The organism is Mesorhizobium sp. Pch-S (assembly GCF_004136315.1).
Classification (GTDB): Bacteria; Pseudomonadota; Alphaproteobacteria; order Rhizobiales; family Rhizobiaceae; genus Mesorhizobium.
The window spans coordinates 6,599,235-6,619,214 of the sequence record NZ_CP029562.1 but is presented as its reverse complement, the minus strand read 5'-3'; the positions used below and the strand labels follow the sequence as shown (position 1 = coordinate 6,619,214).

The window sequence follows — 19,980 nt, the reverse complement described above, 5'->3', positions numbered from 1 at the left end:
AATTGTAGAGAAGGCGGCCAAGAGAATTGGCACAGCCGAAAGCGCCTTCACCTGGCGCGCCGGTGATTTCGCAGCATTCGAGGATCTTCTGAAGAAAGCCTATCAGGCCGGCATCAATTCCTAATGGCACCGATGCCATGGTGATGATTTCGAAAATGGGGGCGCCTCGCCGGCCAAATCGCGGCCATTGAGGAGGAAATCTATCCGCTTCACAAGCAAGCGACTGAAGGGCCAAGGCAGCCGAATGCGATGTCGGCGGTGAATACGCTGTTCTAGCGCCATTCGCTCCGATCGGGACAATGGACGGCGGGTCGCTGATGCTTGAATGGTATCACTGGACGCTGATCACAATGGCGGGTACTTGCCGCCGCCTGTGCTTGGCACCTACCGCGCGCCGTCTTCTGGATAGCACTCGGCGCGCTCTCCTATGTCACGTCGGCTTGGTGGCACAATGCTGGGCTTCCCTATGGGGCTGCATACGGCATGGCCACTAATCTGGCTATCTGCTTGGCCATCTATTCGCTCGCCCAGCAGCGTTGGGAATTGCGCACGTGGAACATGTTCCATGCCATGATCCTGCTCGATATCCTCTATCTGGCAGGCATCATCAAAACCCAGCTGCTTTTTGCCGTAAGTCTTGAGGTCGTCAATGCCGCAGCTCTTCTGCTCATCGCCGCTACCGGCATCATGGATAGGGCTGGCTATGCTCGGCTTCGTTCTGGCAGCTATCGGGGTCGCCGGCTTTTTGGTCTCGCTCGCGCTCTATTCTCGAAAAGAAACCACCCTCCGTTCTGGCAAGTCAAATGACGCCAGAATTGATAAGCGCAATGATGTTTAAAGCTGCCGGGTCGATAGCTGGTGCTGTTGTCGCCCTGGTGTTTGTCCCTCCTCGCACTATTCGCGGTTTCTTCCGCCGCACGACAGCAGCGCTTATTTGCGGTGCTGCATTCGCCCCCTATGTTCAGGACAAGGCAGGATTCTCAACAGACGGGGAAGGGCTCTTTGCAGCCGCCTGTCTCGCTGCCTTCGTCTCATGGTGGGTAGCCGGCGCTCTCAAGCGCGCGGCAGAGGCTTGGCAAGCTAGGCCGGCCAAGGAAGAATAATCACCTCACCCGCTTATACACGTCAGCCGGATTGAACGGCTTCACGTCGATTATCTCGGACAAGTCTTCCGGTATCGTCTGCTTCTGCCCGTTGATCTCGACGGTGATATAGCCGTCTATGACGCCAACGCCTGTTACTCGCGCTTGCAGCGTCACCACATCCCCTACGCCTATCTTGCGTGCTTTCCTCGCCATTTCGGCAGAGTAGCGCTCATTTGCGCCTATTCAAGATCGGGACTGTCTTTGTCTCGATATCGTAGCCGCCTGTCGTGGCTTGCTCGATAATTTTGCCGCCGTTGCAAAGTTCGATGGTGCACCAAGTCCGGGAGGCCAAGGACGCCTCAAAAGCAGCCTTGGCTACCTCGAAGTTGTTGGCCATTGCTAGTGTTTCGAACACTTTCCCGTGCGAATCGAGCATGTGGATCTGGTAGTTGAAGTCGTGGATTGCGTTCGTTCGTATGCCCATTTGCTCGCCTCAGTGTCCCCACCAAGGAAGTTTCACACCCCGGACGATAAGGGTTGCATGTTCCGGTTACGTTCGCAATGGGGTGGATTGGCAATCACACGCCTGCCTATCGCGGACGCTGACAATTTCGTCAGACAGATATTCAGCCGGGCCGATTTCCGTAGTGACCATCCTTTGAACATCAAATGACCCACGCCCATGGCATTTGGGGCACGCTGATGCGGTTCGATGGATAATCCAATCGCCTGTTCTCAAATCTTGGTGAACCGAGAACGACAGGTCCAAATCGTTCAGAATGCGCTCTTTCGTCGTGTAGGATGTCTCTGGCTATGGCCGCCGTGCGCAAGCGCCATGGCGCGAAAAGCGCCTTCGTCAGAAGTGTCATGATCGCCTGTTGGTGGCCACGCTCGTTGCGCATCACTGCGGCTGACAATCTCTGAGGCGCCGTACTTAATACGAGCGAGTTTGTTGGCAAGAGCAAAACGGAAGATGGTATCTTCGGCCATTGTGCATTCTATCCCAGCGATAACAGGAAGTGAATCGCCTTCCACGCGACATACCCCACCAGATACACGACAGCCACGCCTACTATGAAGGCATATGGCCATTGCTGATGGCGGTAGGGGCTCATTTGGAAGGCAGCACATAAAGAAACTCTACCGGATTTCCGTTGCCCTGCGAGTGAGGAACGGCGCCATGCAGATATTCGTAGAATGAGTATTCCCCCATCCCTACGGTGTTCTTCACGCGATAGCCCGCCGCGCCATCTGAGCGGATAGCTTCTATCGCAGCGCGTGCCTGCTCTCGCGCCAGCACCCTCAACGAGTTCTGGCAATAATTCCAGGCATCGTCGCCTTGATCGTCACCACGGAAATGGATAGCCCGCGCAACTCGTTCAATCATCTCTTCGTCAGCCATCTTTCATCTCCTAGAACCAAGGCGTTACGAAGTGCTCTTTGGCACGCCGAACCTCAAAAGTGGAACGCACGCGGAACATGTCGCCTGAAACGTCCATCTGCGAAGTGCTCTTTTCCCGGAAAAGCTCACAGTTCAGGGTAGGGAGCATTGTTTACACCGAAGATGTCGGCGGTTCGAGCCCGTCATCGCCCACCATTAACCTTCTGATATTACACTATAATTCCGTTTTTTCATAGCGTTTTGCGAAGCGCTCCAGCGGTTCATGAAACCTACACCTCCAATGAGGCTGCGAGTCGCCGCAGGTAGGTTGGCGAGTATCTCGCGTACGTTTTGAACGTGATCCGGCTGTTTTCGTGTCCCAGGAATTGCGCGATTTCATCCATCGAATGTCCGTCTTCAGCGAGCCAAACCGCCGCAGAGTGCCGCAGCATATGCGGAGAGGCGTCGGGCCGGCCTATCGCTTCTCCGGCTGTCTTGATGCCCTTCTTGATCGACTTCACGCGACCGCCTGCCCACTCCACAACGTAGGGCGATAGAGCGGCCTCTCTGGCCTCCTGCAAAGCAGCGAGTAGAGAGTCATTGATAGGCACAGTCGCGCGCCCTTTTCGCTTCGCTTTGTCGAACGGGTTGCGCAGCTGGATCATTCGCGTCTTGAAGTCCACGCGATCCCAGACCAGTTCCAGCGCCGCGCCGCTTCGAGCCCCGGTCGCGATCAAAAGCCGAATGGCCAGTCGAATATGGGGAACATTCGCGGCGTCGAGAAGCAGGGCGACTTCGCCTCGCGTCAAGTAGCCTTCCTTTGGCTCAGGCTTCGACGGACGCTCGATATGAGGCGCGTGAGCGATAAGGCGATTCTTTTGAGCCCAGACCAGCACTGAACGCAGGTGGCCAAGTTCGGTATGGATTGAGCCGTCTTTGCGTTTCGCCTTTCGCCGCTGATCCGTGTAAGCGCGACAATCAGCGACCGTCACCGCTTCGCCTTCGATGTTGGCGAAATGCGGCTCCAGAGCCTTCCAAGTGTAGCCCATTGTCGTGACGACAGAGCGGCCCGCCTTGTCCAGACAGTAGGCCGCCCAAAGGTCGCCTACCGTGGTACCTCGCGGGCGCGTGAGTTCCGCAAATCGAGACGGGGCGATGCGGGCCGCCTCTTTTGGATTTGATGTTCCAAGTCGATAACGGCGCCGGATGTTGCCTTCGTCCCAAGTGAGGCAGAGTTCTCCACTGAGTCTGGTAATTCGCCACTCTGCCATTCGAAAGCCTCCACGACTTCGGCTCGGATACGAAGGAGCTTCTCGCCAAGTCGAAACGCCTGAATCTCCCCGGTCTCTATCATATTGCGCACATGGCGCTCGGAACACTCCCAGCGCTCTGCAAGCGCAGCTGGTGTGTATACCTTGGGGACAAATCCTCTGTTCATCAGAAGCCTCCCAACACAGCAAGCGCGAGAAGAAACAGAAAAATGAAAAGCCCGATAAGGAAGCCTCGATTGTCGCCTGCGTAGACCACGATATCTTTGGTGTTTACAATTGCCAGTTTGTTGTCCGGCGTCCAGACCATGATGGTCTCGCCATCTCCTGGCATTTTCTTTCCCGTCCCAAACAGGTCATAAATCTTGCCGTTATCGTGCTGTAGTTTGCAGTACCTGATCTCGCGGCCATTCTTGTCGCGATGGCACGGCAACGGCTTCAGGTCTGGGAAAAGGATGTGCGATTCACTCATCGGCTTTCCCCTGTAGTGCGCGGAGAGACTGGCATTCATTGGCATACTGGCACTCAGGAAGCGCACACGTAAGTGTTTGCGGGTTCCGGCAGGGCTTCTCATGAAGGCGACCGAACCGACGCAGAACAATGTCAGTGCATGGGCTATCGGGTCGAGATACGTGCCAAGAGTAGCGATCGCTCATTCCACCCCTCCATCTGGAAGGGCGCGGACTGAATCGGCAAACCGTCTCAACGCCGTTTCTCCACCTCGAAAACGCGAGATAGCTTCGACCACAGTTGCCTGGATAGCGGCTGTGTCATGCTGATCTGCGAATGCATCGGCTTCTTCGGCTATCCGCCGCTTCGTCGCCCCATGTATCTCGCTCTCATGGACTATGGAGTAGCCGGCTGCGGCGAGATCTCGCATAAGGCTATCCGAGCGTCCTTTCGGAAAACTGTAGCGAGCCAGCCACTTTTCCAGCACATCCCTTGCCGTCATGGCTGCTCTCCTGATGGATGGGCGCGGCCATTCTTTTCAACCGCGTCGAGAATGCCGGTGACGATCTGAACGCACAGCGCCTTCTGTGCTGGCGTTCGGCTATCCCAGAAGTCCATAGAGCCGCCGCGCTGCTTGAAGGCGTAATCCTCGCTCCACAGCGCCATTGCCAGCCGCTCCTCGGCGTGTGGGTTCAGGTTTCGCTCGCTCATTCCCCTTTCTCCCCTGCCTGGAGAGAGGCGCGGCCCGCCTCGGTTAGCTGCCACATAGAGCCACCGGGCATTATTCCACGCTCGGTTGCGAACCCATCTTCAAGAGCATCTTGAGTGACGGCGACAAGCTCGATCAGTCCACGAGCCTCCATCCGCTCAGCAAACGTGTCGCCGCCTTCGAACGGGTCTGCATCGCAGAACGAATGCCAATGTTCCTTGAGGTCGCGGATGTCTGCGCTGGCGCTCAGCCTCTCCACCTCTGCGGCGAGGCGGTCGCGCTCGGCTTCGGCGGCTGCTACGGCCTTTGCAATCTCCTGCTTCAACCTTTTGGTGGTGTAGCGAGGCTTATTTTCGTCATCACCCATGAGGTTGGCATTGATCGCCCTTGCCTCGGCAAGATCGCGCACTGCTTCGATCTTGGGCACATAGAACACGCAATGGTCACCAGAGCCGCCGTCATCGGCCTGAATGAAGCCGGTTGCGGGATCGAAGCCGAATGGCTTGCCGAGTTCCAGCGCTTCCTTGATGTCGGCAAGCTCGCGCTCTAGCTGGGCTATGCGGGCGTCGTATGCAGCCTTTTGCGGGCGCTCAACGATGCGCTGATAGTCGGAAAGCTGGCTCATCGCCCATCCTCCGCTTTGAGGGCTTCGCGGCGGCATTCTTGGCATTGTTCGAAATCGACAACGTCGTGTTCGCAACGGGATGTCATGCCGCGAACCCACGAAGCCCGCTGAGCTTCGTCGTGTGCCTTCTTCTCTCTGGAGACAATGCCTTGTAGCGCGCAACGGCTCTCTTTACGAGCGCGTCGAATTCGTCTGAATTTTGTGGCTTCGCCATCTCACTCGCCCTCCGGTTTGGCGGCTGGGGCGGCGGGACCAAGAGCCTGCTCATCTTTGGTGAATAACGGAACGCTGGTCTCATCCTTTGCACTGGACGGCTGGAGAGCCAGAAACCAGTGTTCTTCGTTCAGTCCATGCGGCTTGATGGGGTATCCATATGGGCCGTGCAGTTTCCGCCATCCATCAGCCGGATGGGCAGCTTCCCACCCGGCACGAAACGCATCCGATGCAATGCCTTCCTTCATGGAATATCGAGACGGCTCTATGTCCTTCCACCAATTCGACCATGCCGCTTCAAAACCCGCCGCGCCGTGGCTGGTCTCGCCTGATTGCTCATCCGCAGGGAAGTCCGGTTTCTCTCCGGCCTGTGCTTGTGCGGCTCTTCCCGGCTTTTGCCACGGTGTTTCGAGGGCGGCGGATAGGGCGTCGTTCCTCCACGGTGCAGATGACTCGCAGTCCTGACATATGTCTGACAGCATATCGTTGTCGTGAGGTCCGCCGCAGATTTGGCAGGCTTTCACCGCCCCGTCTGGTGTGGCTTGGCTATAATTTGCGATAGTCAAAGACGGTTGAGTTGCACCGGATGGCAGTTCGTTAACATCAAGCGGTGGTGTGGGGACGGGGTTGGCGTAGAGGGGTTCAACGCGCGCGCTGGTGCAGCCTTTGCGATACATCAGCAGGTTCTTTGCGGCCTGCTCGGCTTCTTCCCGCTTTCGGTAGAACGACCACGGCAAGTTCGGTTCGGCAACAACCCTGAACGCCACCGGTTCCGGCTCACTGGCGGGGACGGGGGAGGCAGCGGTGAGGCGAGCTATCAGCCTATTCGCGGCGCGAAGTTCGTGGGCAAGCTCAACCGACGCCTTTTGCCCAACGTGGCTCTGTTCGAACGCCGACAACATCCGCAAGAGTAGATGACGCTCTTGCTCTGTCATCGGCTCACTGGCGGAAGCCGTGAGGGCTGAGACGTGATCCGCATAGCGAACCCATTCGCCATCCTCGGCCTGGGTTTCGATTTGTTCGTTGTTCCAACCAGTGATGTGATAACGATCAACCATGCTTCTGCTCCTCTTGTGCGAGAGCCGCACGCCCGGCTTCTGTGATTGACCATTTCCAGACCGCGCGATCGCGCTCTGTCCTGGCGAGGCCGTTCTTTTGAAGGATGCGAAGGGTTGGGCGAGTTACGCCGTCCGGGAGGCGGGTTTGCAGCTTTCCGCCCCAGGTGGCGAACGAAAACGGCATGGCCTTCAATGCGCGCAGTTGCGCTTCGGTCAGCGCCTTCACTGTCCCTGTCATTGTGCGGACCCCTCAGAAATCGGTTCCCACATGAGTTTCATGTAGTCCCATCGTGGTTTTAGAAATTCGAGAATTGCGGGTTCATCAGCTCGGCAAACGGCCACTTCAAAGGACAGAAGCTTTGCCTTCCGCTGGCCAATCAACTGGAACATGAAGCGCGCATGGCGATAGTAGTCGTCACCGCGATACGTACCGGCGTTCCAGTCTTCTCCCTCAAGCCAGTCCCAGCGAACAAACCAGTTGTAGTCGATATCGCTGTCGCCAAATTCAGCTAAGAACCCGTCCCAGGTTGCATATTTGGTGTGGCAATCGTTCGAAAAGTAATTGCCTTCGGTCATGTAATAAGGGTGATCGACTTCCCAAAGGTGTGCCATTGTCAGCGCTCCTTCCAGTCTCGGGCGGCGTCGAGAACGGTACGAGCCGTTGGCCAGCCGACAATGATGGCAGTCGCTGAAACGTCGATTGATCCTTCCGCGATCTGATCAATAACCTCTCGCGCGCTTGCGATGGTGGAGGATTGGGAGAGGATGAGGGAGGCGGCCTCTTCACCGGTCAGGGTGTAGGACAGGATGTCGAAGTTGCCGTTGCGATCGCGCGGATAGGCGCGCAGCCGCTCCACCAGGGCCGCTACGTCTTGCGGGAGGGCGGGAGCGGCACGGCGGTTCCATGCGGCGATGGCTTGGGTTCGGCAATCCGCCCCGTCTCGATGGTCGAACTCAGGGCCATCCGCGAAGCACTCATCGCAATGCACAAAGTGGTTATGCGTATGTAGTTTCGTACCGCCACAAAACGGGCAGGGTGCGAGCGCGACGTTCACCGCCTGAGCTTCTTCTGTTTCAGGAGAGTTGCAGGTTTCGGGTGTCATGCGATGACCGCTCCAGTGAGTGGGTGACGACGCGGCAAGATCTTGGTGGATTGTTTGGGACACGGGGCATCGACCGGCACGACCATCAAGCCCTTTTCGAACCAGTAGGCTTGTGTCCGCTGGATGCCCCGAAGCCAGTAGAAGCACTCTTCCCAGTTCTGTAAGCGATGCTGATCAAGCGTCGTGTGGCATTCGAAGCAGCCAAAGGCGGCGTGGAAGTCGTGAGACTTGTTGCCCATGCCTTTGAATTCGCTTGGGGCATGGCACAGCACGACCGTTTCAGGATCGTGGTTGCACACGTGCGGGATCGCCAGAGTGCAGGCTTGGCCCTTTGCGCTAGCGCGGAGCTTTGAAGAGATAGCGCCCATCAGTGCCGCCCCTCCCGCAAAGCCTCGGTCATGATGACACGTGCCCTGCGATCCAAGACGGCTACGCCTCGCTTGTGAGACTTGCGGTGTTCAGCGCGCTTGCGGTCGATTTCCTCAAGCTCTGGATAGGCGCGGTAGAGGCGCTGTTTGTTTCTCCAGCTTGCCCAGGTCTCGAGTAGGTGTCGGATGTCGCGGAGGGAGATCACGCTGCGACCTTTCCCATTGCCCGGAAATTGGACTGGCAGGTGCGCCAAGCCTCAATGATGGCTTCGCACTTGCTGCGCTGATTGCGGAATTCTTCGTCTGCCTCGACGGCGGCATAGAAGCGCTCGCAGGCTTGGCGGTATTCCTCGTCAAGAATGGAATTCGCATCTCGCTCGGCTACGCTGCCAGTAGCCTTGAGGAAGGCACGAGCCTTGGTAGCCTTGCGTTCGTCTTCGCGACGCTCGCGCATGGCCTTTGCCGCTGCTGCCGGCTGCGCATGGCTTTCCAACATATCGAAAGCCGCATGTACCGTTTCGTCTCGGATAAGAAAGCGCATGAATGTCCTCGTTTAGAATGGAAGATCGTCTTCGTTGGGGGTGCCGTAGCTCGTGCGGTCTTCGGGCTCCGGCTGCGGCCTCGCGCGGTCCTGCTTCGGTTTGAAAGAAAGGCTCTGGAACTTGCCCTTGCGGCCCTCCTTGGTCCAAGCTGCTACCTCGTAGAGGACGCCATCAATGAGAGCTTCGCCGCGCGCGTGGGGCTGTTTGTCGCCTTCGCGCTTGTCGTTGCGAAACAGAGAGCCTTGGCCCTCGCGAAGTTCGTAGGCCATGTCAGCCTCCATTGAGTGGGTGTTGAGCGAGGGAGGCGCGTAAGGCGTCATTGAGTGGGAGCCTCGACAGGTCTTCGTCGTCCAGCGCCTCAATGATCGCTTGTTTGCGAGCTGCGCAGGCGTCAATGGCTTCTTGCAGCCACGAATTTGCCCATCCTTCGCGGCGCAACTCCCGGAAAAGGTTCTCAACGGCAAGAACCGTCTCGCAACCAAGCAAGTCGTTCTGGAAACTTGTCCAGGCGTCGTCCTTGCGAAGCTGACTGCTGCTCTGGCCGCCTACGAGCTTGTGAAGCCGGGTGTACTCGTGCTTCGCGATGCCGTTAACGTATGTTTTGCCGTCATTGCCGGTGCGTGTGTCGAGCGTCACCCATGGGGCGTCCAGATCGTAGAGATATTGGCCGATGCCCCACAGGACTGCTGCCCGCTTAAAGGCATCGGAAAGAGCGCCTTTCTCGCTCTCAATGTCAGTGTCGCCAGCGCCGTTGGATTTCCAGATCCATTCGCCATCAATGCGAATACCGATCCGGCAGACGGTCTTCTGACCTGCGTGCGGATAATCGCACTGCCAGTTCTCGGGGCCGCAGACTTCATCAAGGCGCTGCATAACGTCGCGGGCGTCGATGTAGGCTAGGGCCATGCCTTTCTTCTTGTCACCAGAGACCTTGCCGACACGCCAGCTAACGCGGTCCGGTTCGAATGGCGTCTTGAGTTGGGCGAGGTGGATTTTCTTCGTGGGCTCGTCGGTCACTGTCCTGCCCTTCGCAATTCGGCGTACTGCTGCCACTTGCTGATCGCTTGGCGCATGTAGCCCTTGAAATGGATGATCCTGCCGGGAAGACCGGTGCGCAGTGTCGAGTACGCGCGACGGCGGTATTCCATGGCATCCAACAGGAGACGGTAAGCATCCAGGCTCATGCCGCTTCCTCACGTGCTGCTCGGGTTGAAATGATCTGCCGGATGGTCTCGGCTTCGGCGTGCTGGTTTGCTCGCGCGCATGCGGCCATCCAGCGTTCAAGCGTCTCGGTCGGGTAGTGTTGGTAGATGGAAGGCGACATGTTTGCCTCCAGCGCGGGGAGCATTTGCGCTCCCCGGTGCCGATCAGTCCGCGACGCGGCGGGCTTGTTCGAGGAAGGGGTTGTACTCAACGTTGTTGGTGATGAAGTACTCGCCCGGTTCGACGGTCTGTTCCTGGTGCGGAGCGCCCGCAGACTGCTTGAGCGGGACCGGTTCCAGCAGGATCGCGTGAAGAACGCGCATGCCGTTGTGGGTGCGCTCCATGACCGTGACGCCATGACTGCCGAGAATATGATTGTGGCCGCTTTCGCTGTGGCCGACGGCCCGTCCTCGCAATGCAAGCGGTTCTGGTCGTCGCGGCGTAGAATGCGCGGACGGTCCGTGATGATTGCCGCGCCAGCGAAGAACCAGACCCATCCGCAGTGTGCTGCAATGCGGGTCAGGGGCTCTAGTTTCTGAGCGCATTCCAGGCCACACGCTTTTGCAAAGTAGGCATAGAACGACAGAAACCCGGCTTCATGCTGGCTGTAGAAAGCAGCCCCGACCTGAGCCCTGACCTGATCCCCGACCTGAGCCCCGACTTTTTCGCCAAGTCTCGTGTTCTTGAGGATCGCGGCGGCTATGGCGCCTTCACGCGGCGAGGCGAGACGAATGAACAGCTTCGGAGGCTGAAGACCGGCGACCACGTAGGCGTCTTTAACTGCCTGTTCAGCGGCTTCGAAATCTGCCGGCTCGGCGGAGAGACCAAGGCGCAGGAATTCATCACGGATGACCGGGATTTGAGCTTCCTGCTCTGGGGTGAGCTTGTCGATTTTCATGTTGTCCTCGGGGTTAGAAGAGCTTGAACACGGCCAAGATCGCGGGGCACAGCAAAAGGCAGGTCCGCCAAGGGTGTTGGGCTAGGTATGTTGTGGTGAGGTCTAGGAGTGGCATTAGGCCGCCTCCTTCGCCAAAGCCTGCTCACGGTAGAAATTGCCCGGGGTGTTCAGGTCGATTTCGGCATGATTGGCGACATCAGCCGCGACCGACTTGGTGAACTCAGTGCCGAAAGCGAGGCTTTTGCCATCGCGGTAGACCGCATCAATCGCGATGTAGCCGTCGCGCTCGACGCTAACGACAACCTCACATTCGAAGTCTGGCAGAACGTCGATGTTCAGCAGTTCATCGCGGATGGTGGTGCAGTAAGCGATGCGGGCCATTTGTCTCTCTCCCGTTTCAGGATGAGAGCAGTATGCATAATGCACATTGAGGGGTCAACAAAAAATATGCGAAAGGCATACTATTTTTTGTGCGGCTGCCCGCTGCGTGCGAATCTCGCGCATGAAAAAGCCCGCGCGAGGCGGGCTGGGCTCCGGGAGATTGCGGGAGACTTTAGTCGTACCGTCTGAGTGCTCGGTCGAAGCTAAAAAGGATCATCAGGTATGAAGTCAGTGGCTTCAGTGCCTTTACCCCACTCATCTCACCCATAGTAAATGACGCATTCAGTCGTTGCGGCATAGACGAGTCTTCGTCAGATTGAACTCTAGCGAGATATTCCATTGTGTCTTCGAACGGGAAAGCCCTAGGCATCTCTTTTTCGTACAGCGCTCTATTGAAATGGCGCGCAACCCGCTCACGGTCAAAAATCAAAAACAGAATCCAATGCTTTATCGCCCCGTACAATGCGGCCACAAACTGGAGGGCTACGATTGTAGCGAATAGGACGATCGTTCCAGGCCAATATTCTAGCCCGCTTAACTGCCCTAAAAACCAAATGATTATAGCCGCTACGGCGAAGTCAAAGGCAATAGGAGCGATCCACATAACCCATCGTGGAACTCTTGAAATCATTCTGCTCTCCCTCGGCAACGCCGCACAGGCAGCCCACCTCCTGGTAATGTTCACCTTTCTTCCGTAGCCCACAAGAGGGAAGCAATGTTCTCTCTTCGTTCTTGACAACCGTCTAAGGAATTGCTTCGTAGTAGGGCCTTCTAATGAGACTCCTTGAGGCGAGGGGCAGGGAATGGCGATTAAGTACGTAGCTAAACCGCAGCGCATGCGAAATGAAGAAATCATTGCAGGAATCCGAAATTCGGTAGGGGCCGGACCGCCTATTGATCCGGAGATGCGCATTAAGCGAGTGATTGCGGAAGTTGCCGTAATGATGGCTACTCTGCACGGTGGAGATTGGCGCGTTCAATATAATCCCGATCAGGGTTTGGTTCTGATCGCGCGGCGTCTTCCAGATATCCACTAATCAAGCGCCAAAGCGGATTGATTGCTGCTTCCGGCAATTTATCGATGCTGCGCAGAAGGTCCTTTACAGCAGTTTCACCGCTTACTTTTGGTGCCGGGCCGCCAGATCCTTCCCCGGTTAGCAGCCAGCCCTCGCTGACGCGAAAGGCTTCAGCATATCTGGCCGCAGCTCGGCTGATGCCGCGAATTCCTTGCTCGTGTTGAATGTACGTTTCATATGTCCAGCCAAAGAAGCGAGCGGCTTCCTTGGCTGAGCGAAAGCCTCGCTGAGTCCTCGCCTGCTCCAAGCGTTTCGCAAACTCTGGTCTGTCATCGAAATCCATGGTGTGCATTTTGCATGCTATCGGTATGCATTTCGACTTGACGGATCGATGTGCATAACGCATATTTTGCAGCCATGGATGCTCTTGATATCAAGCAAATTCGCAAGAACCGTGGCCTTACCCAGAAGGATTTGGCCGACCTGGTTGGCGTGAATCTTTCGACGGTTTGGCGTTGGGAGAATGGCCAACCTCCGAAAGGCACGGCCCGCGCGCTGTTATTGCAGATGGATGGTGGCGAGCAGTCTCCTGACCATGGAGCGGCGGCATGACCGACACGGTAAACGCCGGCCTGCTCCGCTCGCTCATCGAACGCATTGAGCGCGTTGAGGAAGACATCCGAGACCGCAACAGCGACAAGTCTGAAATCTACAAGGAAGCACGCGGCCACGGCTATGACGTGAAGGCCATCCGTCGCTGTGTCGCTACGCGCAAGCTCGACACAAACGAGCGCGAGGAACGTGACGCCATTTTCGATCTGTACTGGTCGGCTCTTCATGGCGGCTCTCGCGTGCACGTGTACGAGGAACAGCCGGAGACGGCAAAAGAGACGCAAGAAACCCCAGCGCCAGAACGTAAGACCGCCGGGCACGCTCCCCGAGAGATGGGCAGCAATGGCGCCAACGTGGAGAACGGAGATGTAGACGGCAGCACGGCGCGTGCAGGTCACACAGGCCAAAAAGGCTATGTCGGGACCGGACCCGTAGAAAACCGGAATAGCGAAGAGAATTTTGTAGAGCGGAATACGTCTGGCCCGGACGCTAAACGGGCACCCGATTCTCAATCGGCAGTCTACCCCCTCAATGCCGATCTGCCCGAGGCTGCCCCCAACCCCCAACAAGCCTCGGGCACCCTTTCCAGAGACCCTCGCGACGTTACCTACACGGAGTACAGCGACGGCTTCGACCCCTCCAAACTCTGGCTGAACAAGTCGGGGAGGGCGGCATGACCCAGCAGTTAGCTGCATATGTGGTCGCCCTGTTTTTCGGTGGAGTCTTGATTGGCATCGAAGGCCACGAACGGCGCTGGTCATTCGTCAGAATGGCCGTTGTCTCAGCAGCTTATGCCTCGGTGATTTTCCTTATCGGGGCTCCAGCATGAGCGCGTCTATTATCGTTCTGCGCAATCAACACTGCTGGGGAAGCCTGAACGAGGACTTTGCGCCTCCCCAGCAGCACCCGTACGGCAACGGGTATTTTAAATACGCGGGGCGCACTCGCGCGATCTTTGGGCATGTCAGTTTCGCCCGCGTAAAGGGGCTCGGTGGCTGGCAGGAAACAACCGGACACCGTTCCCCGATCCTTCTCCAATCCGCCCGCGTTACTCCCGCGTGCGCGGATACCGGAGGCTTGAGTAGCTTTCCCCTCCCGGCTGCTCGCCTCCGGGCCAATTTTCTCGGAGCCTTGAAGGCGCTCCGAAGCCTTTTCCTTGTTGGCATCCATAGCGCGTTTGCACTCTTCCAAAGCTCTAAACGCTGCTTGGCTCCACAGTTCCACTTCCTTGCCCTTTCCGCCGGATCAACCGGCCAAGTCAGTACTTGTGACGGACACATAAGTACCGAAGGAAAAACCGCATGTCCGACAAAAGAATTTCCGAAATCGGAAAAGAACTTTCCGGGGCTGACATGAGTACGGCGTTGATTGAAGCTGCTCTATGGGCAGATGAATTGATGGAGGCCGAGACAAAATCTCGGCGGGAAAAGGAATACGTCATTCGAGATCGTCTTGCGGGGAAGATCGGGGTTAGCGCGAGCTACCTCTTTCGTCTGCAATACAAGATCGAGACGATGAATGATGTGAAGGGGTCTGTATATCGCGCGCTTCTGAAGGGCCGCGAACTCTACGGCCTCGTTTGCGAACGCACCGAAGCAGCAGCAGACGCGCTTGAAGCACGCCGGCTAGGCACCAAGGCAAACAACCATGCGGTTACTCAGGGCAGTCAAGCGACTGGCGAAGGAACTTTTGCTGGCCGCGATTGAGTGGCCGAAACGGAGGAAATGATGAGCGATGGTTCAATGATTTTTGGCGGCGTTATGGCCGTTGGCGTTTTGGTCATCAGCAGCATTGGCGGATGTTCCTACTTCTATCCGAAATACAACGTCTATGCGCAACAATTGGCTGGCGAAGCTGAGTTGAAGAAGGCCGAGAGCAATCGACGCATCCGCGTATTGGAAGCCCAGGCCAAGCTGGATGGAGCCTCTCTGGAAGCGAAGGCGGAAGTAGAGCGCGCCAAAGGCGTTGCTCAGGCTAACCAGATCATCGCGGACAGCCTTGGCGGACCGGAAGGCTATCTTCGCTGGCGCTATATCGAAATGCTTCAGGAGACCGGCACGAACGGCAGGGACGTGATCTACGTTCCGACAGAAGCAAATCTGCCCATCCTCGAAGCAGGCAAAACACCTGGTGCAAAGTGATGCGCCCGTTCGAACACGACTTTGCCGACGAACTACGCGGTCCAGACCCATCCGACAGGCTGCACCTTCTGGTCATGGCCGGACTTGGTGCTGCTGCCGCTCTCCTCACCGCCTTCATCTTCTTCTGCTTCGCCTGGAGCGTGCTGGTGTTATGAGCGAGGCAGCGCGCGCCATCCGAATTGCAATCACGGACATGCCTCCGTCTGCCAATGGCATGCGCTCGCACTTCTATGAAGGTGGCAAGGTCCATAGCGTCAAGAGCAAAGCCTATGCTGCCTGGAAGAAGGCTGCTGCATGGGAAATAGCTGCTGCACGCCCTGGCAAGATCACCGGCCCGTACCGGCTTTATATCGCCGTACAGCGCGATTGGAGGAGCAAGCGGGCTCGCGACATCGACAACGCGATAAAGCCTGTCAGTGACGCGCTGGTGGCCGCTGGCGTGGTTGTTGACGACAGTCTTGCCGAAGAGGTTCGCGCCAAATGGGCTGACAACCTCGACGGTCCCGCTGTTGTCGTTCTGATCTGCGCTGCTGAGCAGGAGCTTGCAGCATGAGCGACGTTGCAGCGCTCATAGCGGATATGATCCGTGCTGGCGTCGATCCTGAGATTATCGGGCGCACTGCTGCGACGATTGCCAGCGCCTCTATTGCTGCTCCAGCGCCAAAGACCGCACGACAGGAGCGCAACGCGCGCTACTATCAGAAGAAGTCGTCTGAAAAGCGTCTTAATTCAGACGATCAAGACGTTTCAGACGCCAATTCAGACCTTCTTTCCCCGGAAGGTTCTTCCCCCATACCCCCTTCTCCTAAACCCCTTTCTTCCATTCCCCCTTCGCCCCCTAAAGGGGGCTCTTCCCCCGCTGGCTTCGATGCCTTTTGGTCGATCTACCCCAATCGAGTTGGCAAGCGCGACGCGGAAAAGGCTTTCCTCAAAGCCATCAAACGCGCTGACCTCGAAACCATCCTCACCGGGCTTCGCGGCTACGTCGCTAAGACCGACGACCGGCCATGGTGCAATCCGGCTACGTGGCTCAACCAAGACCGTTGGGATGACGCGCCAGCGCAATCGCCGCAACGGCACTCTACAGCGCCCCCCTTTCGACCTCCGCGCACTGTTGCTGAATTAGCCATCCATCGTCTCGAAACCGGTCAATCTCGATATGAACCTCCCGACAAATCAGATCGACGTTTGGGCAATAGCCACGGATCAGGACAAGCTGAAGGCGCTGGCATCCTTGAACTCGTTGCCATCGCGGCAAACCAACGAAGTGGAACTTCATGAGGCCGGTTACTTCGTTGCTCTCGAAGGGGTAACGAAACACGGCCTTTCAGAAGCCTGCCGCGCCATCCTCAGAGGGCGTCTTGGCCACGCTTTCTACCCATCACCTCCCGAACTGCGTTTGCAGTGCGATGAAGCCATGAAGCCTCATCGCTGGCATCGTGATCGCGAGCGTCGCGAGATGCAGTACATCAACGAACGCCGCGAGAACAACGCTCATGTCCAGCGCTCACCGGCAGCAATCGCCCGGCAGCAGAAGGCATATAAGGCTTTCACAGCAGGATATGAGGCAGACAAGCTCGAGGCAGGTGAGGCCGAACGCGCCGAGATCCGCGCTCGATACGGGATCACAGACGAGGCTGTAGCTCATCTTCCCGATCTAGAAATCCCGTCAAATTTCGAAACGCCAAGCATCAGGAGCAAATCATGACGCTCATCGCATATGCGGGCAAAGACCCCGACGATATTCCATACAGCCTTTCAACGCGTGGATGGGACTTGGTTCGCTATTCGCGCTCCCGGCAGGCTTACAACCTGTGGCGCCGGGGAGGATGGGATACTGCAAGCCTTTCCGAGAGATACGAGGTTCAAGAACCGACAGTTCTCCGCTGGATCACAAAAGAGCGGAGCAAAATGCGCAATCTCCCAGATCCATACTCGAAGGTGGCGCGCTGATGTTCACCGAGGAACAGCCCGAAGACCTCAACAGGATTTACACCAAGTCCTTTCTCCAAGAGGCTCGCAAAAAAGGCCGCGCAGAATTGCGCCGCGTCGGCACGAAGAAGTGCGTCCATCGCGGAATGCCTCAGTGGGCGATTGACATCGTTCAGGAAATTGCAGAACGCCTCGGAGCCTGCATTTCCGACATTGCCGACAGTACGCGGACTTCGCTTGTCGTCGCAGCCAGGAACGAGGCGATGTACCGAGTGAAAGAGCGCAAGCCGTCGCTGTCCTCTACGCAGATAGGCAAGTGGTTTGGGCGGGATCATACGTCTGTCCTCTTCGCCATCGCCAGCTATCAGGAGGCGACCGGCGCAGATCCGCTGGTTGGCTACAACATCAACATTGCCCGCCGTCGCAATGCCGCTCTTCGGGCAGTTGCTCGCAAGCGTGATAGGGAGGCCGCACGATGACCGAGAGCATGGTTGAGCGCTTCGATTTCGACCTCATGGAACAGCGGATGGCCAAAGACCGCGAAGGTCAATGGGTTCGCCATTCCGACTATGCCCAGCTAGCCGCAGAGCTTCGCAATGATCGGGCCGAACTCAAGCGCCTGATGCAAGCCGTTCCCGGCGCGCACTTCTGCCAGGATTGGGATGGTCTGCTTGTGTGGCCCGGAACACCTGAGGCAGACGCCTGCACCTGCGCCACCAATCGCCCAACCCCATCAGAATAGACGAGGAGAGAGCGGATGAGCGAGATACCGGAAGACGTGATGCAGAGAGCTAAGAACACTCTTGCGGGTTGGACCATCGACGATGGCACAATTTCCCAATTCGATGAATGCGCCAAATCTGTCGCCCTCGCCATCATGGCAGAGCGGGAGCGGTGTGTAGAAGTGGTTGAATCTTGGCGCAAGCGAATGTTCGGAGGGCAGCGCCTGTACATTTTCGCAGACGAAGTGGTCCAAGCCATCCGGCGCGGCAACTGAACGAGGATCAGCATGGCAAAGGCACGACGCAAACCGAAGCAAGAGCCACGCATCATCACGCTGGCGACGGTTCAGAATCCGCTGTGGTCTCCGGCGCAGTCGGAAACACTCACTCGGTTTATCCAGGTTCCCATCAATCCGCGTGAAAGTGCCGTTGGCGGCATGGTGGCCAGAAAACTGCTGGATGAGGCGCAAGCCCTGTCAGCGACCCGCTTTCGCATGCTGTGGGAGACTTTGGGCGGGAAAGGAGCCGGCGCCATCGACTACACCAAGGAACCAGTGGACGGCGGCAAGATTGCTGAGCCTATAAATCTTCAACAGATGCAAGCCGGGATCGAGTTGAAGCGCTGCCGCGAGTTGCTAGGGGAGAGAGGCTACAAGCTGGTCTCACAGGTCTGTGGCGAGGGCTACCAAATCAGTGAACTGGTGGACGGGAAGCGTCAGCAACTCTCATTGATGGACGCGCTACGGGGCTTTCTGGACGATCTAAGCGTGATGTGGCGTTACGCAAATCATGCACAACAGAAGCAAGTCGCTGTGCGAAAATGAATTGACGAGGTGAACCCCGTCGAGTACTGTTTTGCTATGCAGGTGATTTGCGCCAGTGTGCAAAACGCTCTTTTCTTGGCCCGTCCGGCTGAAGAGGCAGATCGCAGCATTCCCCGGCAGAGTGCGGGTGCGCCCCGGGGAGCCAATTTTAGTTATCTCCGCATAAGGATCGACAAAGGATCAGCGGCAGCAGACGTTGATCTACAAATCGATCGCCGCTGCTGCGGAAATCGGAGCGACATGCTTCGGCGGGGAGCCAATTCCGCAAGAGCGGACAGAGTTGGTATCTCGGTGTCCCTTACTTGCTGTTTGAATAGCCCCCAGGGCGATAGGCAAGTCGAATCGGGCCGAGTGCCATTCATTCGCCGTCCATGACGGCAACGAGATGCGAGGCGGCGTCCCATTGATGCTGCGAATAATCCCGACTTGATCGGTAAATGGACGGAAGAGGGACTGGCCCGCGCAGAGCCAAGCCGTATCCGCCTCGCATCATCTTCGCGGCTTCACGAAAATGATCAGGATAGCGCCATGAGCTACACGGTCGTCATTGACGAACAGGAGCGCGAGCGGCGTTTCACCAATATGCTCAATCAGGTTTACCGTCATTGTAGGGTAGGGCGCGTGACGCCGAAAGTCTCGTTCTACGGCGGTGTTCCATCGCGTATGGGCCTCCAGATTGGACCTACGCCGTCGCACTCGCAAACTGCGGCAGATCATTTGGTGAATGGTTGGCCGGTGAATACCTGCATCGGCCACGGCTGGTGAAAAGCGCAATGACTAACCCTCCCAAGCCATCTGCAATCGAACGTGAAGCAGAACAGGCAACGGCAGAATACCTTCGCCGGTCGAGCATCACGTTTCTGGAAGCCGCTATCTCGCTCATGTCTCATCACATGAAGCTGAGTGAGGTGGTTGAGGTGCTGAGGACGGAAGCGGCGCAGTTGGAAGAGTTCGGATGAATCTGCAGCCGGGGATGATGTTTGTTCGGAAGCGCAATTCATGCGGCCTTCCGAAGGATTACGAACTGAAGCCGCATCACAAAGCTGGCTATCGCGGCATCGTTTGGCGGGTGTTCCCACGCGGTCGCATCAAAGATGTCTCCGGCCACAAGCACGCTTGCGTAAACATCAGGTTGGAAGAGTTTGGGTGATGCCATTTCGCAAGCGTCCCTACCTGCGTTTCATCTGCAAGGTGGTCAAGCATAGCCCGATCCTATCATTGGGCGGCTGTATGACATGCAAACGATGTGGTGAGGTGTGGTGCCCGCCTCCGTTTGTTGACGATGGCGATAGCTGTCCATCATGGCATCAAATGTGGCTGCACGATCCGGAATTCTGCGATGAAATCGGCAGGATGTCGCCATTCCCGGCCATGTGCTCGTTTGTCGAAAAATACCCAGACTTTAGCGTCCGCTTGACAGAGATGGTCGAGCGAGAATTGGCGTGGATG

At 57.2% G+C, this 19,980-nt stretch carries 41 protein-coding genes; 19 read left to right on the top strand and 22 right to left on the bottom strand.

What is annotated here, in order from left to right; genetic code table 11:
• Window positions 1–483: 483 nt before the first annotated feature.
• Window positions 484–807: a hypothetical protein gene (locus tag C1M53_RS31545; RefSeq protein WP_129415951.1), complete on the top strand. Its 324-nt coding sequence runs from the start codon at window positions 484–486 to the stop codon at window positions 805–807.
• Window positions 808–1,103: 296 nt separating this feature from the next.
• Here the strand turns inward: C1M53_RS31545 and C1M53_RS31880 are convergent, their stop codons facing one another.
• The 20 genes from C1M53_RS31880 to C1M53_RS31455 all read right to left on the bottom strand — a co-directional run bounded on the left by C1M53_RS31880 (window position 1,104) and on the right by C1M53_RS31455 (window position 10,502).
• Window positions 1,104–1,259 (bottom strand): hypothetical protein, encoded by a 156-nt coding sequence (locus tag C1M53_RS31880; RefSeq protein WP_165358292.1) that lies wholly within the window; start codon window positions 1,257–1,259, stop codon window positions 1,104–1,106.
• A 55-nt stretch (window positions 1,260–1,314) separates the two neighbouring features.
• Entirely contained in the window at window positions 1,315–1,569 is a 255-nt protein-coding gene (locus tag C1M53_RS31540) for a hypothetical protein (protein ID WP_129415890.1), read from the bottom strand.
• A gap of 290 nt (window positions 1,570–1,859) precedes the next feature.
• Window positions 1,860–2,075: a hypothetical protein gene (locus C1M53_RS31535; protein ID WP_129415950.1), complete on the bottom strand. Its 216-nt coding sequence runs from the start codon at window positions 2,073–2,075 to the stop codon at window positions 1,860–1,862.
• 121 nt (window positions 2,076–2,196) lie between these two features.
• The gene (locus C1M53_RS31530) at window positions 2,197–2,487 is read right to left on the bottom strand and encodes a hypothetical protein (protein WP_129415888.1); all 291 of its coding nucleotides are present in this window, start codon (window positions 2,485–2,487) and stop codon (window positions 2,197–2,199) included.
• A 269-nt stretch (window positions 2,488–2,756) separates the two neighbouring features.
• Window positions 2,757–3,737: a site-specific integrase gene (locus tag C1M53_RS31525; RefSeq protein ID WP_129415949.1), complete on the bottom strand. Its 981-nt coding sequence runs from the start codon at window positions 3,735–3,737 to the stop codon at window positions 2,757–2,759.
• A gap of 166 nt (window positions 3,738–3,903) precedes the next feature.
• Complete coding sequence (locus tag C1M53_RS31515; RefSeq protein WP_129415947.1) at window positions 3,904–4,206, bottom strand: hypothetical protein; 303 nt, start codon at window positions 4,204–4,206, stop codon at window positions 3,904–3,906.
• 180 nt (window positions 4,207–4,386) lie between these two features.
• Window positions 4,387–4,686, bottom strand: a complete 300-nt coding sequence (locus C1M53_RS31510) for a hypothetical protein (RefSeq protein WP_129415946.1) — start codon at window positions 4,684–4,686, stop codon at window positions 4,387–4,389.
• Window positions 4,683–4,895, bottom strand: a complete 213-nt coding sequence (locus C1M53_RS31505) for a hypothetical protein (protein WP_129415945.1) — start codon at window positions 4,893–4,895, stop codon at window positions 4,683–4,685. Before C1M53_RS31505 ends, C1M53_RS31510 begins: the two co-directional genes overlap by 4 nt.
• Window positions 4,892–5,518: a hypothetical protein gene (locus tag C1M53_RS31500; RefSeq protein ID WP_129415944.1), complete on the bottom strand. Its 627-nt coding sequence runs from the start codon at window positions 5,516–5,518 to the stop codon at window positions 4,892–4,894. The genes C1M53_RS31505 and C1M53_RS31500 overlap by 4 nt, the downstream gene beginning before the upstream one ends.
• A 215-nt stretch (window positions 5,519–5,733) precedes the next feature.
• Entirely contained in the window at window positions 5,734–6,789 is a 1,056-nt protein-coding gene (locus C1M53_RS31495) for a hypothetical protein (protein WP_129415943.1), read from the bottom strand.
• The gene (locus C1M53_RS31490; RefSeq protein ID WP_129415942.1) at window positions 6,782–7,027 is read right to left on the bottom strand and encodes a hypothetical protein; all 246 of its coding nucleotides are present in this window, start codon (window positions 7,025–7,027) and stop codon (window positions 6,782–6,784) included. Before C1M53_RS31490 ends, C1M53_RS31495 begins: the two co-directional genes overlap by 8 nt.
• Window positions 7,024–7,401 (bottom strand): hypothetical protein, encoded by a 378-nt coding sequence (locus C1M53_RS31485; protein WP_129415941.1) that lies wholly within the window; start codon window positions 7,399–7,401, stop codon window positions 7,024–7,026. Before C1M53_RS31485 ends, C1M53_RS31490 begins: the two co-directional genes overlap by 4 nt.
• A 2-nt stretch (window positions 7,402–7,403) precedes the next feature.
• The gene (locus C1M53_RS31480; RefSeq protein WP_129415940.1) at window positions 7,404–7,892 is read right to left on the bottom strand and encodes a Lar family restriction alleviation protein; all 489 of its coding nucleotides are present in this window, start codon (window positions 7,890–7,892) and stop codon (window positions 7,404–7,406) included.
• Entirely contained in the window at window positions 7,889–8,260 is a 372-nt protein-coding gene (locus C1M53_RS31475) for a nuclease domain-containing protein (protein WP_129415939.1), read from the bottom strand. Before C1M53_RS31475 ends, C1M53_RS31480 begins: the two co-directional genes overlap by 4 nt.
• Window positions 8,261–8,462: 202 nt before the next feature.
• Entirely contained in the window at window positions 8,463–8,714 is a 252-nt protein-coding gene (locus tag C1M53_RS31470) for a hypothetical protein (protein ID WP_129415938.1), read from the bottom strand.
• A gap of 99 nt (window positions 8,715–8,813) precedes the next feature.
• Window positions 8,814–9,071 carry a hypothetical protein gene (locus C1M53_RS31465; RefSeq protein ID WP_129415937.1) on the bottom strand — a complete coding sequence of 86 codons (258 nt, stop codon included), beginning with the start codon at window positions 9,069–9,071 and terminating at the stop codon, window positions 8,814–8,816.
• 1 nt (window position 9,072) lies between these two features.
• A complete protein-coding gene (locus tag C1M53_RS31460; protein WP_165358304.1) occupies window positions 9,073–9,819 on the bottom strand; it encodes a Rad52/Rad22 family DNA repair protein in 747 nt (248 codons plus the stop codon).
• Window positions 9,816–9,986, bottom strand: a complete 171-nt coding sequence (locus tag C1M53_RS31875; protein ID WP_165358303.1) for a hypothetical protein — start codon at window positions 9,984–9,986, stop codon at window positions 9,816–9,818. Before C1M53_RS31875 ends, C1M53_RS31460 begins: the two co-directional genes overlap by 4 nt.
• Window positions 9,983–10,126, bottom strand: coding sequence for a hypothetical protein (locus C1M53_RS31870; protein WP_165358302.1), 144 nt, complete (start codon window positions 10,124–10,126; stop codon window positions 9,983–9,985). Before C1M53_RS31870 ends, C1M53_RS31875 begins: the two co-directional genes overlap by 4 nt.
• Window positions 10,127–10,169: 43 nt before the next feature.
• Complete coding sequence (locus C1M53_RS31455) at window positions 10,170–10,502, bottom strand: hypothetical protein (RefSeq protein ID WP_129415935.1); 333 nt, start codon at window positions 10,500–10,502, stop codon at window positions 10,170–10,172.
• Window positions 10,503–10,603: 101 nt separating this feature from the next.
• On the opposite strand from C1M53_RS31455, the gene C1M53_RS31450 reads away from it, so the two are divergent.
• Window positions 10,604–10,930 (top strand): hypothetical protein, encoded by a 327-nt coding sequence (locus tag C1M53_RS31450; RefSeq protein ID WP_129415934.1) that lies wholly within the window; start codon window positions 10,604–10,606, stop codon window positions 10,928–10,930.
• An 87-nt stretch (window positions 10,931–11,017) separates the two neighbouring features.
• Here C1M53_RS31450 and C1M53_RS31445 read toward each other — a convergent pair whose 3' ends face one another.
• Together C1M53_RS31445 and C1M53_RS32300 are read right to left on the bottom strand one after the other, a co-directional pair.
• A complete protein-coding gene (locus tag C1M53_RS31445) occupies window positions 11,018–11,284 on the bottom strand; it encodes a hypothetical protein (protein WP_129415933.1) in 267 nt (88 codons plus the stop codon).
• Window positions 11,285–12,232: 948 nt separating this feature from the next.
• The gene (locus C1M53_RS32300; RefSeq protein ID WP_245488379.1) at window positions 12,233–12,643 is read right to left on the bottom strand and encodes a helix-turn-helix transcriptional regulator; all 411 of its coding nucleotides are present in this window, start codon (window positions 12,641–12,643) and stop codon (window positions 12,233–12,235) included.
• Window positions 12,644–12,717: 74 nt separating this feature from the next.
• On the opposite strand from C1M53_RS32300, the gene C1M53_RS31435 reads away from it, so the two are divergent.
• The 17 genes from C1M53_RS31435 (at window position 12,718) to C1M53_RS31370 (ending at window position 19,681) form a co-directional block, all read left to right on the top strand.
• Window positions 12,718–12,912: a helix-turn-helix transcriptional regulator gene (locus C1M53_RS31435; protein ID WP_129415932.1), complete on the top strand. Its 195-nt coding sequence runs from the start codon at window positions 12,718–12,720 to the stop codon at window positions 12,910–12,912.
• Window positions 12,909–13,589 (top strand): DUF2312 domain-containing protein, encoded by a 681-nt coding sequence (locus tag C1M53_RS32570; protein WP_129415931.1) that lies wholly within the window; start codon window positions 12,909–12,911, stop codon window positions 13,587–13,589. Before C1M53_RS31435 ends, C1M53_RS32570 begins: the two co-directional genes overlap by 4 nt.
• Window positions 13,586–13,741: a hypothetical protein gene (locus C1M53_RS31865; protein WP_165358301.1), complete on the top strand. Its 156-nt coding sequence runs from the start codon at window positions 13,586–13,588 to the stop codon at window positions 13,739–13,741. Before C1M53_RS32570 ends, C1M53_RS31865 begins: the two co-directional genes overlap by 4 nt.
• A gap of 472 nt (window positions 13,742–14,213) precedes the next feature.
• Window positions 14,214–14,618, top strand: coding sequence for a hypothetical protein (locus C1M53_RS31425; RefSeq protein ID WP_129415930.1), 405 nt, complete (start codon window positions 14,214–14,216; stop codon window positions 14,616–14,618).
• Window positions 14,619–15,053 carry a membrane protease subunit gene (locus tag C1M53_RS31420; protein ID WP_207213057.1) on the top strand — a complete coding sequence of 145 codons (435 nt, stop codon included), beginning with the start codon at window positions 14,619–14,621 and terminating at the stop codon, window positions 15,051–15,053.
• On the top strand, window positions 15,053–15,208 hold the full coding sequence (locus C1M53_RS31860; RefSeq protein ID WP_165358300.1) for a hypothetical protein: 156 nt from the start codon (window positions 15,053–15,055) through the stop codon (window positions 15,206–15,208). The genes C1M53_RS31420 and C1M53_RS31860 overlap by 1 nt, the downstream gene beginning before the upstream one ends.
• Window positions 15,205–15,606, top strand: a complete 402-nt coding sequence (locus C1M53_RS31415; RefSeq protein ID WP_129415929.1) for a RusA family crossover junction endodeoxyribonuclease — start codon at window positions 15,205–15,207, stop codon at window positions 15,604–15,606. The genes C1M53_RS31860 and C1M53_RS31415 overlap by 4 nt, the downstream gene beginning before the upstream one ends.
• Window positions 15,603–16,334 (top strand): hypothetical protein, encoded by a 732-nt coding sequence (locus C1M53_RS31410; protein ID WP_129415928.1) that lies wholly within the window; start codon window positions 15,603–15,605, stop codon window positions 16,332–16,334. The genes C1M53_RS31415 and C1M53_RS31410 overlap by 4 nt, the downstream gene beginning before the upstream one ends.
• Window positions 16,321–16,761, top strand: coding sequence for a hypothetical protein (locus C1M53_RS31405; RefSeq protein WP_165358299.1), 441 nt, complete (start codon window positions 16,321–16,323; stop codon window positions 16,759–16,761). Before C1M53_RS31410 ends, C1M53_RS31405 begins: the two co-directional genes overlap by 14 nt.
• A complete protein-coding gene (locus C1M53_RS31855; RefSeq protein WP_165358298.1) occupies window positions 16,758–17,006 on the top strand; it encodes a hypothetical protein in 249 nt (82 codons plus the stop codon). Before C1M53_RS31405 ends, C1M53_RS31855 begins: the two co-directional genes overlap by 4 nt.
• Window positions 17,006–17,464 carry a helix-turn-helix domain-containing protein gene (locus C1M53_RS31400; protein ID WP_165358297.1) on the top strand — a complete coding sequence of 153 codons (459 nt, stop codon included), beginning with the start codon at window positions 17,006–17,008 and terminating at the stop codon, window positions 17,462–17,464. Before C1M53_RS31855 ends, C1M53_RS31400 begins: the two co-directional genes overlap by 1 nt.
• Window positions 17,461–17,727 (top strand): hypothetical protein, encoded by a 267-nt coding sequence (locus C1M53_RS31395; protein WP_129415925.1) that lies wholly within the window; start codon window positions 17,461–17,463, stop codon window positions 17,725–17,727. The genes C1M53_RS31400 and C1M53_RS31395 overlap by 4 nt, the downstream gene beginning before the upstream one ends.
• Window positions 17,728–17,742: 15 nt before the next feature.
• Entirely contained in the window at window positions 17,743–17,982 is a 240-nt protein-coding gene (locus tag C1M53_RS31390) for a hypothetical protein (protein WP_129415924.1), read from the top strand.
• 12 nt (window positions 17,983–17,994) lie between these two features.
• A complete protein-coding gene (locus tag C1M53_RS31385; protein WP_129415923.1) occupies window positions 17,995–18,531 on the top strand; it encodes a hypothetical protein in 537 nt (178 codons plus the stop codon).
• Between the two features lie 528 nt (window positions 18,532–19,059).
• Window positions 19,060–19,296 carry a hypothetical protein gene (locus tag C1M53_RS31380; RefSeq protein WP_129415922.1) on the top strand — a complete coding sequence of 79 codons (237 nt, stop codon included), beginning with the start codon at window positions 19,060–19,062 and terminating at the stop codon, window positions 19,294–19,296.
• Window positions 19,297–19,304: 8 nt separating this feature from the next.
• The gene (locus C1M53_RS31375; protein ID WP_129415921.1) at window positions 19,305–19,490 is read left to right on the top strand and encodes a hypothetical protein; all 186 of its coding nucleotides are present in this window, start codon (window positions 19,305–19,307) and stop codon (window positions 19,488–19,490) included.
• A complete protein-coding gene (locus C1M53_RS31370; protein WP_129415920.1) occupies window positions 19,487–19,681 on the top strand; it encodes a hypothetical protein in 195 nt (64 codons plus the stop codon). Before C1M53_RS31375 ends, C1M53_RS31370 begins: the two co-directional genes overlap by 4 nt.
• The last annotated feature ends 299 nt before the right edge of the window (window positions 19,682–19,980 follow it).

Bases quoted from the DNA above. Each gene is read 5' to 3' on its own strand.
- C1M53_RS31545 (WP_129415951.1), top strand. From the start codon at position 484: ATGGCCACTAATCTGGCTATCTGCTTGGCCATCTATTCGCTCGCCCAG.
- C1M53_RS31540 (WP_129415890.1), bottom strand. From the start codon at position 1,569: ATGGGCATACGAACGAACGCAATCCACGACTTCAACTACCAGATCCAC.
- C1M53_RS31535 (WP_129415950.1), bottom strand. From the start codon at position 2,075: ATGGCCGAAGATACCATCTTCCGTTTTGCTCTTGCCAACAAACTCGCT.
- C1M53_RS31530 (WP_129415888.1), bottom strand. From the start codon at position 2,487: ATGGCTGACGAAGAGATGATTGAACGAGTTGCGCGGGCTATCCATTTC.
- C1M53_RS31525 (WP_129415949.1), bottom strand. From the start codon at position 3,737: ATGGCAGAGTGGCGAATTACCAGACTCAGTGGAGAACTCTGCCTCACT.
- C1M53_RS31515 (WP_129415947.1), bottom strand. From the start codon at position 4,206: ATGAGTGAATCGCACATCCTTTTCCCAGACCTGAAGCCGTTGCCGTGC.
- C1M53_RS31510 (WP_129415946.1), bottom strand. From the start codon at position 4,686: ATGACGGCAAGGGATGTGCTGGAAAAGTGGCTGGCTCGCTACAGTTTT.
- C1M53_RS31505 (WP_129415945.1), bottom strand. From the start codon at position 4,895: ATGAGCGAGCGAAACCTGAACCCACACGCCGAGGAGCGGCTGGCAATG.
- C1M53_RS31500 (WP_129415944.1), bottom strand. From the start codon at position 5,518: ATGAGCCAGCTTTCCGACTATCAGCGCATCGTTGAGCGCCCGCAAAAG.
- C1M53_RS31495 (WP_129415943.1), bottom strand. From the start codon at position 6,789: ATGGTTGATCGTTATCACATCACTGGTTGGAACAACGAACAAATCGAA.
- C1M53_RS31490 (WP_129415942.1), bottom strand. From the start codon at position 7,027: ATGACAGGGACAGTGAAGGCGCTGACCGAAGCGCAACTGCGCGCATTG.
- C1M53_RS31485 (WP_129415941.1), bottom strand. From the start codon at position 7,401: ATGGCACACCTTTGGGAAGTCGATCACCCTTATTACATGACCGAAGGC.
- C1M53_RS31480 (WP_129415940.1), bottom strand. From the start codon at position 7,892: ATGACACCCGAAACCTGCAACTCTCCTGAAACAGAAGAAGCTCAGGCG.
- C1M53_RS31475 (WP_129415939.1), bottom strand. From the start codon at position 8,260: ATGGGCGCTATCTCTTCAAAGCTCCGCGCTAGCGCAAAGGGCCAAGCC.
- C1M53_RS31470 (WP_129415938.1), bottom strand. From the start codon at position 8,714: ATGCGCGAGCGTCGCGAAGACGAACGCAAGGCTACCAAGGCTCGTGCC.
- C1M53_RS31465 (WP_129415937.1), bottom strand. From the start codon at position 9,071: ATGGCCTACGAACTTCGCGAGGGCCAAGGCTCTCTGTTTCGCAACGAC.
- C1M53_RS31875 (WP_165358303.1), bottom strand. From the start codon at position 9,986: ATGAGCCTGGATGCTTACCGTCTCCTGTTGGATGCCATGGAATACCGC.
- C1M53_RS31870 (WP_165358302.1), bottom strand. From the start codon at position 10,126: ATGTCGCCTTCCATCTACCAACACTACCCGACCGAGACGCTTGAACGC.
- C1M53_RS31455 (WP_129415935.1), bottom strand. From the start codon at position 10,502: ATGGGTCTGGTTCTTCGCTGGCGCGGCAATCATCACGGACCGTCCGCG.
- C1M53_RS31450 (WP_129415934.1), top strand. From the start codon at position 10,604: ATGCTGGCTGTAGAAAGCAGCCCCGACCTGAGCCCTGACCTGATCCCC.
- C1M53_RS31445 (WP_129415933.1), bottom strand. From the start codon at position 11,284: ATGGCCCGCATCGCTTACTGCACCACCATCCGCGATGAACTGCTGAAC.
- C1M53_RS32300 (WP_245488379.1), bottom strand. From the start codon at position 12,643: ATGGATTTCGATGACAGACCAGAGTTTGCGAAACGCTTGGAGCAGGCG.
- C1M53_RS31435 (WP_129415932.1), top strand. From the start codon at position 12,718: ATGGATGCTCTTGATATCAAGCAAATTCGCAAGAACCGTGGCCTTACC.
- C1M53_RS32570 (WP_129415931.1), top strand. From the start codon at position 12,909: ATGACCGACACGGTAAACGCCGGCCTGCTCCGCTCGCTCATCGAACGC.
- C1M53_RS31865 (WP_165358301.1), top strand. From the start codon at position 13,586: ATGACCCAGCAGTTAGCTGCATATGTGGTCGCCCTGTTTTTCGGTGGA.
- C1M53_RS31425 (WP_129415930.1), top strand. From the start codon at position 14,214: ATGTCCGACAAAAGAATTTCCGAAATCGGAAAAGAACTTTCCGGGGCT.
- C1M53_RS31860 (WP_165358300.1), top strand. From the start codon at position 15,053: ATGCGCCCGTTCGAACACGACTTTGCCGACGAACTACGCGGTCCAGAC.
- C1M53_RS31415 (WP_129415929.1), top strand. From the start codon at position 15,205: ATGAGCGAGGCAGCGCGCGCCATCCGAATTGCAATCACGGACATGCCT.
- C1M53_RS31410 (WP_129415928.1), top strand. From the start codon at position 15,603: ATGAGCGACGTTGCAGCGCTCATAGCGGATATGATCCGTGCTGGCGTC.
- C1M53_RS31855 (WP_165358298.1), top strand. From the start codon at position 16,758: ATGACGCTCATCGCATATGCGGGCAAAGACCCCGACGATATTCCATAC.
- C1M53_RS31400 (WP_165358297.1), top strand. From the start codon at position 17,006: ATGTTCACCGAGGAACAGCCCGAAGACCTCAACAGGATTTACACCAAG.
- C1M53_RS31395 (WP_129415925.1), top strand. From the start codon at position 17,461: ATGACCGAGAGCATGGTTGAGCGCTTCGATTTCGACCTCATGGAACAG.
- C1M53_RS31390 (WP_129415924.1), top strand. From the start codon at position 17,743: ATGAGCGAGATACCGGAAGACGTGATGCAGAGAGCTAAGAACACTCTT.
- C1M53_RS31385 (WP_129415923.1), top strand. From the start codon at position 17,995: ATGGCAAAGGCACGACGCAAACCGAAGCAAGAGCCACGCATCATCACG.
- C1M53_RS31380 (WP_129415922.1), top strand. From the start codon at position 19,060: ATGAGCTACACGGTCGTCATTGACGAACAGGAGCGCGAGCGGCGTTTC.
- C1M53_RS31375 (WP_129415921.1), top strand. From the start codon at position 19,305: ATGACTAACCCTCCCAAGCCATCTGCAATCGAACGTGAAGCAGAACAG.
- C1M53_RS31370 (WP_129415920.1), top strand. From the start codon at position 19,487: ATGAATCTGCAGCCGGGGATGATGTTTGTTCGGAAGCGCAATTCATGC.